Origin of the sequence: Bifidobacterium sp. M0399 (assembly GCF_016100595.1) — a bacterium.
GTDB lineage: Bacteria > Actinomycetota > Actinomycetes > Actinomycetales > Bifidobacteriaceae > Bombiscardovia > Bombiscardovia polysaccharolytica.
Window position 1 is genome coordinate 15,756 of the sequence record NZ_JACFSD010000002.1, and the last position, 12,571, is coordinate 28,326.

Below are 12,571 nucleotides of genomic sequence, written 5' to 3' on the forward strand. Positions count from 1 at the left end.
CAGGCCCACATTGAACGCCCGGTTTGAAGCCGGCGACATGATGCTCAGCAAGCTCATACAGCAGTCAAAAGAAGTCGGTGTCGATCCATGCGAAGCACTCAATGACTGCGACGGGGAGTCTCCGGCATCATCGTTGCTCGCAGGGAAGGAGAAGCGATGAAAAGGCCGGTCTTGTCCAAATCTTTTTTGACGTGCTCGCGGATCTTGACGACGTGATAAGGGCAGATCGTCATTGCTGGGCGGCCAGAGCCTCTGAAACAGGAGCAACCCGTGCCCTTTCTGCGTCATGCTGGCCGGCAAGGGCTTCGCCTACCGGTCCGAGCAGACCGTCACCCTCGGCGGCTCCTTCCACAACGGGCGCTACACGCTGTCCAAGCCGTGGCCTGACGAGGTCATCCAGCCGTACCAGCAAGTCTGGGGGCATATCCTGGGCAACCACGGGCCAGGGACCTTCGTGCCCGGCAAGACCGCGTTCCCCTTCTCGGGGAGCGAGAAGCGCGTCAGGTATGAGGTCCTGGAGACCGTGGCGGCACCCGACCTTGTCAGGAGCATGAAGGACGGGAACCGGGAGGACAGGTATAAGCTGGTCGGTGAGGAGATCATCCGCGTGTGGCTGGAGAAGAAAGGGAACACCCGCGGACGGTGCATGATCAACACGGCGTTCCCGACGGTGGCCGGGGAGAAGGAGATAGCATGGCGACTGATCAGCAAGCAGCACAGGCCTTCCGCCGGCTGAGGCCCTACCTAGCGCCGGTCATGGACGAGTGGGAGCTCATCGCGCTTGACGGCGGTTTCGAGGCCGGGGAGCCGTATTTCGCCTTGTCCTACGCCGTGGCGTCCATCCCCTCGTACCAGGTGGACGTCCCCCGCGACGTGCTCGTGCAGGCGTTCTCCTGCCTCAACGAGGACGACCGTCAGGAGTACGCGGACATCCTGAAGGGCGCGACGGCCTAGCCCGGGCACACTTGTAATTGCTTTCCAGGCCATCCCTTACCGGGGTGGCCTTTTCCATGCCCTGACGGGCCATCGAGTTTTCCGCGGACCCCGCACGCCGCGTCGCTAATCGTGCGTCCGATTACCAAGGAGCAACCATGCCCATGCATTTCCTCCACCGTTTCGACAGGCTCCACATGCGTCTGGCCGACTCCCCGCAGGGGAAGCCGGTTCCGGCGGAGGCCAGCCCGGTCCGGGAAGCCGGCATCGACCCGGATAACACGCGGATCCTCGCACAATTTGAGACTCAAGGCACAGCGACAGCCACCTCCAGCATCTACGCGGTACGATACGGCTCCTCGGAAGGCGACCAGGCGGTCACCGGCTTGACCAACGAGGGCATCAGCGTGCAGGATCTGGGCCGGCTGCAGGACAAGCCCGCCTACCGCATCCGCATCGAGTTCTTCGTCGGGCTGGCCGTTTTCGGCGGCAAGGCCGCCGCACGCCTGAAGGGGGTCATCAATGGCTAGCAGGAAGACCGCCGTGCAGCGGCCAAGAAGCAGGCTGAAGCGGAACCGACCCTGGCCGTCACCCCGAACGAGCCCGTGCAGGAGGTCACCGCTCAGGAGCCCGACAAAGAGAAGGAGCCGCCCGCGGCCCCCGACTGTTCCGCGGCGGTTGCGCCCGCCGGCCGTTACGAGACTTTTGAAGACGGATGTATGTAAGAATACTAACCTCGCTATTCTCTTTCTCTTCTTAAAAAGCAAAAGCGATTCTCGTTTTTCTCGCGTTTTATAAGTTCAAGGATCACAGCCCCGACGATTCTGGAATTGCCTACTGCATTAATATTGAGGTTCCTCGGCACATAACAACCAATCACCAACCTTCAGGTGTAGCATATAAACAGATATTCTGTTCAAAGGAGCATAATGCGGATCTTAGCCTTTGACCTCAAAGGACTTCGTTTATACGACAAGGGCGCACTACGCATGATCATGTTCGCCGAGGATAGGATTACCGATGGCAGCTTCACCCATCGCCTTCAGGGCACCACCTCACCGCTTGGCATCGTCACAGCCATTGGCATCTCCGGCATCAATGCCTCCGGCAAAACCACTGATCTACGCCTGCTTTCTCTAATCATCAACATTGCCAGGGGCGCCTCATTGGGTACTCAACGCTCCACCATCGATTCGCTGATGGACATTCTTGAGCCTACGATTACAGCACGCATTATCTTCGAAGAAGACGGCGATGCTTGGCTACTCAATGCCACACTTCGACGCGCAGATCAGAACGAGGCCACCGCCGACTCTCCCTTGGTTTTTGAAAAGGAACGGCTGTGCCAGTATGCGGGCAGAAGCCTGAGCAAGATTCGTTTGAGAAGAACCATTGATGGCGATGAAGAATCCTGGGTGACTGTAGCGACTCGGGGAATGAACAAGTCCGGCGACGAAAAGGAGCTGGCTGAGGACGTCAAGAGATTCTTACCCCCCGATCGCTCTCTGATGAGCGGGATTTTGCGGGCCAAGGAGACCATGGTCACCATCTGTCTGCAAAATCCGTTGCAAATGTCCATCCCCGTCACTCCTCCATCCCAAGTGGTGCGTCTATTCGATCCGACCATCGAACACTTAGAGGTAAGCGATCACCAATTCCATATCAAGTTCCGCAACGAAAAGCTTGAACGTAATTGTGATCCCTCACAAGCTATGGCCATGATATCGGCGGGAACATTTCGCGGAACATCCCTGGCGCAGCATGCTATCGAAACACTTGCACAAGGAGGTTACCTACTATTCGACGAAATCGAAAACAGCATAAACAAGCAGTTGGTATTCGCCATCATCGATTTGTTCTCCTCTCCCGCCACTAACCCGCATGGGGCAGTACTCGTTTTTTCTACGCACTACCCTGAATTGCTGGATCATTTCACCAGAAAGGACAACATCTGGTTCGCTGTCAGACATGAGAACGCGGGATTCCAACTGGTCAGATACAACAAACTTGTCACGCGCGGTGAACTGAAGAAGAGCGTTCAGTTCATGTCAGGTGCCTTGCAAGGAACGGCACCCTCAGCCGCTTCCATTAGCGCCCTGCGGAGCTACGTCAAGGATACGGTTCATGGATAGTCAAGCGATATATAACCAACCTACCTTGGTTATCTGCGAGGGATCTGCCGAAAGCGTCATCTTTGAACTCCTGCTGGCAGAAGGAAAACTGATCATTCCTAAAGATTCGCTTATTGAGGATCCGCAGACTGGTCGGCTTTATACCCGCTGCCGGAAGGATAGGGATATCGAGGAACGGTTCCTTTCCGTTACTTATGGTTCTTCGTGCGTGAATATCGTCCGTATTATTGACTCGCCAAATGAGCGCTTTCACTTGTCGCCTCTGTACCAGTCTAAAGCCCGTGTATTTACTCTGACTACCCGTCCGGAGATCGAGATCCTGGCCATCATCAAAGAGGGGGCTTATAGGGACTGGACGCATGTTAATAACATGAAACCCAGCGAATTCTGCAAGGAGAAACTGGGGTTGCACAAGATCAAGCAGTATGCTTTCCTACGCCAATATTGGAATGATGCGGATGAGCTCTGCCGTGTCATTGAGCAGTACCGAAGAAACCATCACTTCCAAAACCATGAGCGATGTTTGGCCGAGATACTCGTTGATTATTCAGACAGCTGCACCGAGCAGGTGTGACCTAGGCGACATAGCCGACTAAAGTCCATCAAAGACCATCAGCCTAGACTGATAGATAGAAGCGACCAGGCGCTAGAGCTCCACGAGGAACCGGCACCTACAGATACCCTGACAGCAAGGGAGCCAAATGAGCCAGGACCAGACACCGATTTTAGGCAGCAGGCAGAAAGAACCCCAGCAGTCCTACATGCAACCGGACGGCACCTTCGACACCCAAGCCTTCCTCGACGGTCTGGATGCCATCTTCAGCGCCGGCAAGGCTCGCGACGAAGCTGAACCCTACCTGCAACAGGCGCTGGTGGATGCGGAGAATGCAGGCGATGATGCCGGACTGCTGACTGTACTGAACGAGACCATAGGATTTTACCGGTCCCAAGGCCGCCACCAAGAGAACATGTGGATGATCCAGCGGGCCATCGAGCTGGCCTCACGAATGCGCATCGAGGGGTCCGATGCCTGGACGACCACTCTGATCAATGCGGCCACAGGTCTGCGGGCAGCCAAGAAGTACGACCAGGCCGAAGACCTCTACCGGCAGGCGCTTGCCTCTGCAGCCAAAACGCTTGGACCCAAGGACCGCCGGCTGGCGGCCCTGCACAACAACCTGTCCATGCTCTACAGCGAAACCGACCGGCCCGACCAGGCCGAACAGGAGCTGCGCCAGGCCATGAACATCCTGGAGAATTCCAGTACTGATCCATCCCGGGATCTGGATCTGGCCTCCACCCACACCAATCTGGCCCTCCTGCTCATGCAGCGCAACGACAATCCGCAGGCTCTGCAAGAGGCCTGGGACCAGGCCCGCACAGCCCTGGACATCTATCGAACCGGCCACCTGGAAAACAGCGCACACTATGCCTCGGCCCTGGCTGGCTTCGCCCAGGTCTGCTACATGACCGGTCGCTTCAGGCAGTCGGCAGACACCTACCGCAAGGCCCTGGCCATCATTGAGGACCGGTACGGCAAGGGTAGCGACTACTACCAGATCACCAAGGCCAATCTGGACCAGGCCCAGACCGCTGCTGAGAAAAACAGAGACAGGGATCAATCCGACCAGGTTGACGAAGCTGCGTCCATCCAAACGCAGACCAACTCAGATCGCCCCCCAGCCAGGAATCAGAACAAAGACAGCGATCAGCATAACCCCCGCCCGGGTATTCAAGGGCTGGACCTGGCCAAGGCCTATTGGGAGCAAGTGGGCCGTCCCATGCTTGAGGAGCGATACCCCCAGTATCGCGGTCGGATCGCCGTGGGATTGATGGGCCATGGCTCAGACTGCTACGGCTTCGACGACGCCATCTCCCGGGATCACGATTTCGGCCCGGGCTTCTGCCTGTGGCTGACCAGCGAAGACTACCAGGCCATCGGCGACCAGCTGCAGAAGGACTACGAGGCCCTGCCCACCGAATTCATGGGGTTCGGCTCGCGAACCGACAGCGTCAGGGCAAAGGGAGCCAACCGCCGCGTGGGCGTCTTCGAGATCGGCGCCTTCTTCGAATCTCTGACCGGCTACCGGCAGGCGCCCCCGGAAGATCACCCCCACGAGTGGCTGCTCCTTGACGAGGCCACGCTGGCGGCAGCCACTAATGGCAAGATTTTCGCGGATCCTCTGGGACAGATGCTGGCCACCCGGCAAGGGTTCAAGGCCATGCCCGACGATGTGCGCTTCTGCCTGATCTCCCGTCGGCTGGGCATGATCGCCCAGGCGGGCCAGTACAACCTGCCGCGAAGTCTGCAGCGGGGCGACGGGGCTGCAGCTATGCTGTCGATTAACGAATTCGTCAAAGCCTGCGCCTCCCTGATCTTTCTGATCAACAATCCACTGACAGTCGGTTATCTGCCCTATTACAAATGGACATTCGCGGCCTTACGGCGACTGAGCGGACGAATGGCTACCAGGCTGGCTGACCTGACCGAACAACTGGAGGACATCCTGCGCCTGGCTTCGGCTGCCTGCTACGGGGGGCAAGGCTTTGGCGAAGGCGGCAAGGGAGCTCGGCCGTCCGCCGAACGCATTACCAAGCTTGTAGAGTCTATCTGCGCAAGAATCGTAGAAGAGTTGCAAGCGGAGGGCTTGACCAGCAGCCCGGAAACCTTCCTGGAATGGCAGCGCCCCTATGTCGAGGCCCACATTTCCAGCGACGATCCGGTTCTGCACAGCATCTGAAAGGAGCCAAGGATGGCAAACGACAAGCAATGTCAGGATGATGAGTCCTTGCGTGAGGGGATCGTCCGCCACGAATGGGAACAGTTCCAGCAGGTCAACAACGAGGGTGGCCCGGCCAACTGTCAGGGCAACTGGCCCATGTTCCATCAGATGCGCCTGAGCCAGTTTCTGACCTGGCCTCATCCCCTGCTGGCCAGTTATGCAGACGATCTGGATCAGGCTGACGCACAGGGACGCAACCTGCTGACCGAAAAGTATGGGCGGATGATGGAATCCACCGCCCCGGACCAGTACCACAGCAGCATTGCCCCCTACCTGCCCAGGCTGGGCCTGGATCGTCAGGAGCAACAGGAGCATATCATCGACCGGCAGGTGGCCTGGGCCAAGGACTTCCGCGAGCGCTACCCCCGTCTAGGTCAGGAGATGCGCGTCCTGCGCACCAGTGAAGACACTCCGGAGGCCACCTCCTTCGAAACCTACCTGCGCGGCGAACTGGGCACCTATTCGGCCCGGACGCTGGATCTCTACCAATCCATGGTGGACCGGATCGAGGCCCGGGGCGGCAACCTGACCGAGGAAACCATCCTGGCCACAGTGCAGATGAACGGCTTTGAAACCCTCGACGAAGCCGAACAGGCCCAGAACCGACCACCTGAATCACAATCATGAAGTCCATCTGACCAACCAGTCGCGCGGTCGGGTAGAGTTGACGGGTGCAAAAGCTGAAACGGGCGGGCTTTACCGCCGCCTCCTTTGTGGTCATCCTGCTGGTCATGCTCCTTTTGGGCCAAGCCATGACGCCGGACTGGCGGGTGGAACCCTACCGCGACCATCTGCGGGTCTCGACCCGCTCCACTGCAGTCGCTTCGAGTTTGGGCCCCACGACACCTGAGGGCACCCACCCAGTCAAGGAGCAGAGAATCAGCATCACTTTGGCTGGTGGAGTTCGTATCCAGGCCATTGTCAGAGAACCGAGCGACCTTAAGGGCACCGGACCGGCCTGCCTGTTCATTCATGGCGCCGGAACAGGCAAATCCTCCGAAGTATTTGGCGACCTGGCTTCAGCCATGGCCTCAGCCGGCATCACCACACTGGTGCCCGACAAGCGTTTGGACACCTACACCACCTTCCACCGCGACTACCAGGCCATGGCCGCCGACTATGGGCGTTCCCTTGACCGTCTGCGCTCCTGGCCGGGCGTGGATCCAACCAAGGTGGGCCTGTACGCCGAGTCCGAGGGCACTTGGATATCGTCCATCATGACCGCCAAGGACCCCAGCATCGCCTTCTCCATCCTGACTTCGCCTCCCGTCTACCCGGGACGACGGCAGATGGCCATGGCGGCCACCAGCTATTTGGACTTGATTGGCGCGCCTAAGGGGATTCGCAACGTTATACCGCGTCTCATGGGCATGGACTTGTCCCTGCTGGGCCTGGAGTACGCCGACTTCCCCTCTCTGCCCTATCTGGATCAGCTGCGGATGCCGGTCATGATCAACTTCGGCACCATGGATGTTTCCATGCCAGTAGAGCAGGGTGCGCGCGAGATCATCCGCAGAACACATGCGATCGGCAACGACAACGTGACCCTGCGCTACTACCCTACCAACCATCAGATCCGCACCGGCAGCCGGCTGGCCAAGGCCGGGTTGCCCCTTGAACCCAGATATACCCATAATCTGGAAGACTGGATCAACGCCGTGGCTATGGGCACCAAAGCCGATCAATGGTCAACGCCTATGATTGCCGGCAGCCAGCCCCATCAGCTCAATCAAGTGCCCAAGCACACGAATACAGGGTTGATACCTTCGCTGACCGCCCTGTTGACCCTGATGGCCAGTGGTCCCATTCTGCTGGCTGTCGCCCTTCTATCTGCCTTGATTGGAGCCTTGAGCTCACATCTGCGGGCTCGAGGCAAAGACCACCGACAGTCAGGTTTCAGCAAAGGCCTGACCGGACGGCTCTGGTCGCTAGGCCTGCTAGCCGCAGGACTTATGGCTGCCCTGCTGGCCTATGCCTTTACCGTGGTCCGCCAGGCGCTTGGCCTTATGCATCTGTCATCGATGATGGCATCATGCTGGCCCCTGTTGTCCGTCATGTGTCTGGTACTCATCCTGCTCTTGGCGAGCACCCTGACCTCTGTCTTCAGCCGATCTGACGGCAAGCCAGCTGTTGTCGGGGCTGGCCACTGGTTGACCCTGACCCTGACCCTGCTGGGGTCTCTGGCCATCCTTGGCAGCCTGATCTTCTGGAATATCCTGGTCTTTTAAGACAGATCGGGTGCGCCTTGCTGATGCCAGCCAGGCTAATACAGACGCGCCAATCAGCACCACGCCCAGGCCGGCAAAAATCAATGGAATAATCCGCTGCCAGGGTATGACTATGGTCAGATCCGTACCGTAACGCAGAAAGACCAATCCTAAAGCCAACATGGTCAGAGCCAAAAGTCCAACCAGGGCGCCAAAAATGATGGTCGGCAGGCTGGGGCCGCTAGGACGGACCGGCTCCGGCGGCTGCATCCGAACCTGATATATCGGAGGTGCCTGCGATTCAACCGGCATGACCTTGGTGGTGCGCTCCTGACGATCCAGCGGCTGGGGCTGGCCCCCTTCTGGTTGCTGCATATCAGTCATCTTCCTGATCCTCCCCAAACTGCCATGGATTGTAGCTATAATCCCAATATTCATTGATCGAGCCGCTGTAGAGCTGCGCCCGCTTCGGCTGGGTAGCACTCCCCTGGGCTTGCACGGTGACCCGTGCACCGTCCATGAGATTGGCTTCGACGATCAATTCGGGATCGTCGGGCATATGCCACTGATCCTCCTTGGACGCTCGCAGGGCTTCCTCCCAATTGCGTCGTTCAGCTGATGACGACGTATTGCCCCACCACATCCGGTTTCCCTGTTCCGTCTCGGTTATCCAGTCAGCCGCGCCTGATCCCAAGACCCTGTAGAGGTCGGCGTGCTCCCTGTAGGACAAACTGCACCCCTTAGGAATGAGCAAGCGAACGTCGGCATAGGCTACAGCCAGGCGCACGGTGCCCGTCGGGCAGCCTGAGACTGTACTCACCGCATCATCCATAATCTGAACACGATGGGTGCCGTGTTCCCGCTCATAACCAGTCAGGTCAATGACGGCACTTCCCTGATCCTGCGGGTCTCCGACCAGCGCGGTGCCGCGGCGATAACGCCTCATGTCCGCACTGCTCGCCCCCAACGAGCGCCCATAGTTGTTGCCGTTAACTTGAACTGTGGCGTAGTCGGCCAAGATCCTGCGGTTCTGGGTTTGCTCAATGCCTGGTATGGCCGAACCGGTAGCCAGAATCAGGACAACCAGGCAGGCCATCAAGGCAATGGGAGTCAATCCTCCTGACCTGCGGCCCATCAAGCCCAGGATCAGTATGACCACGCCAAGTGTCAGCGTGACGCCTCCAGCCCAGATTAGAGCGTAGGCCAAGGTCGCATTCAATCCGCGATAGGGGTTCGTGGCCATCCACCAGACACCTGCTCCGGAGACCAGGATCAGTCCTGACAGAAGACTGACCAGCACAGGTCCGGCGGGACGACGCCGCAGCCGGGGCGGAACCGACGGAGCCTTACGGGCCATTCCCGGCCCTGTCGGAAATGACCCGGCTGTGCCATAGCCTGGCCAGGCACTGAATCCATACGACTGATTCTTGTTCCCAGCAGGTTCTGCAGGGCCTTCTGCCCCTGTCCAACCTCCGGGAGCTGCACCAGCGCTGGGATTGCCCCCATCTTGCGTATTATTCGAATCGCTGCCGGCGTTTGCCGAATCCTCTGTCTCAGAGATGGGTCCAGGAGAGGCTACCTCCCCTTGTTGCTCTGAAGTTCCATACGAATCGGAATGCTCTGGCTGATCCTTGTATCCTTCCGAACTCGCATCACTTGCTGTCTGTGCATTGCTTCGCGTCCCTGTGTAATCCTGGTATCCCTCATACCCTGAAAAGCTCGGATACTCAGGCTGATTCGAATACCACTGCGAACCTGCACCACTCGGCCGTTCCGAATACTGCGGTCCCATCACCCAAGGATCGCCCGAAACCGGCCTGCCGGCATCCGGCCCAGCCCAGTACCCTCTCTGGTACTCCAGGGCCTTATTGCGACTCCACCGGATAAGGAGATACAAAATCAATGCACCCAAAGCCAAGGAAACAATTCCGACTCCAGGAATCAGGATGGCCAACAGCCAGTAAATGATGATACCCACCATGGAAGCATGCCAAATCCCGTGAATCAGCTCCTGGGCGATAATGACCCCACGCCGATCCGGCAAGACGAACCAGGCAAAACCATAGAAGGCGGCACCAGTGCCGAAGAGAAAGACCGCCAAAATCATCAGCGCTCTGACCAGGGTTACGCTCCAGCCCAGCCGACGGGCCAAGGCTACGCAGACGCCGCCGATCCATCCCTGGTCGCGGATCAGATAGGACTCCCTGCAGGCGCGGAAGAACTTGTCGGACTTCCACCGCCAGCCGTTATCAGGGCCATTGCCGTTCATGTCGCTACTCATGTCTTCATTACAACACCCAGCGAGCGCAAATCTTATGGGGGAACACCCTGATTCGACCCTGATTTCTTCCGTTTATAGCCTTATCGGCACCATCCGAAAACGATAATGGAAGCATGAACGCACCCATGCAGGAACAGCGAATGCTGAAGGAACCACCTCCTCTGCACCCTGCGCGCATGCCCCTGATGAGGCCGCACAAGGGCAGGATCCTGTGCGGAGTCTGCAAGGGCATCAGTTTGCACCTGGGTATTCCCGTCTTCTGGATACGCCTGGTCATGGTGCTCCTGGCTCCCAAAATGATCACCTGCGTGGTCTACTGCTTCCTTTGGTTGATACTGCCCCAGGGCGATCCCACCCAGGCGGTCCAACCGAATGACCCGCGATCGGCTCCGCTGGCACCCAGCATTCTTACTGGACAATCGGGTCAGAAGGAGGACCACAACATCACCCCCGGGCGGATAACCAGACTGCTGGCAGGCCTAGGCATCATCCTCCTGCTGACCACGGTTTTTCTGCTCAACAGCGGTATGCGCCCCGCCTTTGTCGTCCCCTGCCTGCTTTTTTGCGCCGGGCTGGTTCTGGCCTGGCTGAGGCCGGAAAACCAAGGAACCGGCTACCACCTGCCGGCCCTGATCGGCAGCCTGGCCCTGATCCTGTCTGCTGCGATAATCTTCCTGCTCTCCACACAGGAATTGCATTGGGCCTTGACCCTGATAGTCCTGGCCGGACTGCTGCTTGTGGGCGTGACAGCAGTGGTTGTGCCCTGGGTAGGCTCAATCATTAGCCAGCTGGGCGATGAACGCGCCATGAAGGAACGCGAGGAGGAACGGGCCGATATGGCAGCCCATCTGCACGATGGCGTCCTGCAGACCCTGGCTCTGATTCAGCTGCATGCCGATGACCCGCATACCGTCTTCACCCTGGCCCGATCCCAGGAGCGCGATCTGCGCAACTGGCTCTATCAGGAACGCACTCCCTCAGACCGGTCCGTCAGCACTGGGCTGAGCCAGATAGCCGCACAGGTGGAGGATGATTCAGGCAAGCCAATCGAGGTGGTCACCGTGGGCGATGCCATGCCCTGCGCGCAGACCGACGCCCTGCTCAACGCGGCCCAGCAGGCCCTGGTCAATGCGGTCACCCACGGTGGCGAACCCATATCCGTATATTGCGAGGCCCGCAGGAATCAGGTTGAAGTCTACGTGCGCGACCACGGTTCTGGCTTTGATATGGATGCGATTCCAGCTGACCGTCTGGGAATCCGAGAGTCCATCATAGGTCGGATTCGTCGGCGTGGCGGCAGGGTCGAAATCGTCTCCCGCCCAGGCTGGGGCACCGAGGTCAGAATGCACATGCCGCTGTCCGAGGCCAGCCAGCATCAGGAGGGCGAGGTTGATCAGGCTGAAAAAGGGACTGAGGCACAGCAATGATAGGATACGTGGTGAACCATTCATTCACAGACGCATGCCGGTCCGATCCTTTCCACGCTTGAGGACCCGCGTCGGGAAAGGCGGGCTGAACCACGCCCATGACCACGACTGCAGCAGAGCCCCATCAAGCCGAGGATGGGCCCGCAAGCATCCGCGTAGCCGTCGTCGACGACCATGAGATGTTCCGTACCGGCGTCATCACCACCCTGCAGCCGCATTTCCACGTCGTGGGCCAGGCGGCAGACGTGGAGTCCTCCATTCTCATGGTCGAGCAGACCCGTCCCGATGTGGTTCTGCTGGATGTTCACGTGCCTGGCGGCCAGGGCGGCGGAGGCGCCGAAATTCTGAGCCGTTCCCATCCACTCTCCCCACGGTCGGTCTTTCTGGCTCTTTCCGTATCCGACTCGCCCAGGGACGTGGGTTCAGTCATCCGTGCCGGAGCACGTGGCTACGTGACCAAGACCATCTCCGCCAAAGACCTGGTCTCCTCAATCCGTCAAGTTCACGAGGGGTATGCAGTCTTCTCCCCCAAGCTGGCGGGATTCGTGCTCTCCGCCTTCCAGGAGGACGAGGCCGCAGATGCCGGTCGGGTGGAAGATGACGAACTGGATCGACTCTCCGCGCGCGAGCAGGAGGTCATGCGCCTGATCGCCCGGGGTTACACTTACCGCGAGGTAGCCTCCGAGCTTTTCATCTCCATCAAGACGGTTGAGACCCACGTCTCCAACGTCCTGCGCAAGCTTCAGCTTTCCAACCGAACCGAACTGACCCGCTGGGCCGCAGACCGCCGCATCGTCTGAACGTCCGC

At 58.9% G+C, this 12,571-nt stretch carries 10 protein-coding genes and 1 pseudogene; 10 read left to right on the forward strand and 1 reads right to left on the reverse strand.

What is annotated here, in order from left to right; all coding sequences use genetic code 11:
* Positions 1-274 precede the first annotated feature (274 nt).
* The 8 genes and pseudogenes from H3V09_RS04670 to H3V09_RS04705 all read left to right on the forward strand — a co-directional run.
* Positions 275-736, forward strand: a pseudogene (locus tag H3V09_RS04670) (hypothetical protein); the annotation flags it as partial.
* Entirely contained in the window at positions 694-954 is a 261-nt protein-coding gene (locus H3V09_RS04675; RefSeq protein ID WP_198191419.1) for a hypothetical protein, read from the forward strand. The pseudogene H3V09_RS04670 and the gene H3V09_RS04675, both read left to right, overlap by 43 nt.
* A gap of 137 nt (positions 955-1,091) precedes the next feature.
* Positions 1,092-1,463: a hypothetical protein gene (locus H3V09_RS04680; protein WP_198191418.1), complete on the forward strand. Its 372-nt coding sequence runs from the start codon at positions 1,092-1,094 to the stop codon at positions 1,461-1,463.
* Positions 1,464-1,862: 399 nt separating this feature from the next.
* Positions 1,863-3,065 carry an AAA family ATPase gene (locus H3V09_RS04685; protein ID WP_121913569.1) on the forward strand — a complete coding sequence of 401 codons (1,203 nt, stop codon included), beginning with the start codon at positions 1,863-1,865 and terminating at the stop codon, positions 3,063-3,065.
* Positions 3,058-3,639 carry a hypothetical protein gene (locus H3V09_RS04690; RefSeq protein WP_198191417.1) on the forward strand — a complete coding sequence of 194 codons (582 nt, stop codon included), beginning with the start codon at positions 3,058-3,060 and terminating at the stop codon, positions 3,637-3,639. Before H3V09_RS04685 ends, H3V09_RS04690 begins: the two co-directional genes overlap by 8 nt.
* 187 nt (positions 3,640-3,826) lie before the next feature.
* Positions 3,827-5,806, forward strand: a complete 1,980-nt coding sequence (locus H3V09_RS04695) for a DUF4037 domain-containing protein (RefSeq protein ID WP_232339497.1) — start codon at positions 3,827-3,829, stop codon at positions 5,804-5,806.
* Positions 5,807-5,818: 12 nt separating this feature from the next.
* Positions 5,819-6,475: a DUF4125 family protein gene (locus H3V09_RS04700; protein WP_198191415.1), complete on the forward strand. Its 657-nt coding sequence runs from the start codon at positions 5,819-5,821 to the stop codon at positions 6,473-6,475.
* A 44-nt stretch (positions 6,476-6,519) separates the two neighbouring features.
* Positions 6,520-8,076 carry an alpha/beta hydrolase family protein gene (locus H3V09_RS04705; RefSeq protein WP_198191414.1) on the forward strand — a complete coding sequence of 519 codons (1,557 nt, stop codon included), beginning with the start codon at positions 6,520-6,522 and terminating at the stop codon, positions 8,074-8,076.
* Positions 8,077-8,431: 355 nt separating this feature from the next.
* Here the strand turns inward: H3V09_RS04705 and H3V09_RS04710 are convergent, their stop codons facing one another.
* Positions 8,432-10,336 (reverse strand): PspC domain-containing protein, encoded by a 1,905-nt coding sequence (locus tag H3V09_RS04710; RefSeq protein WP_198191413.1) that lies wholly within the window; start codon positions 10,334-10,336, stop codon positions 8,432-8,434.
* Positions 10,337-10,476: 140 nt separating this feature from the next.
* Between H3V09_RS04710 and H3V09_RS04715 the strand changes: the two genes are divergently transcribed.
* Positions 10,477-11,763 carry an ATP-binding protein gene (locus H3V09_RS04715; RefSeq protein WP_052733421.1) on the forward strand — a complete coding sequence of 429 codons (1,287 nt, stop codon included), beginning with the start codon at positions 10,477-10,479 and terminating at the stop codon, positions 11,761-11,763.
* Between the two features lie 98 nt (positions 11,764-11,861).
* Complete coding sequence (locus H3V09_RS04720) at positions 11,862-12,563, forward strand: LuxR C-terminal-related transcriptional regulator (RefSeq protein WP_046323273.1); 702 nt, start codon at positions 11,862-11,864, stop codon at positions 12,561-12,563.
* The last annotated feature ends 8 nt before the right edge of the window (positions 12,564-12,571 follow it).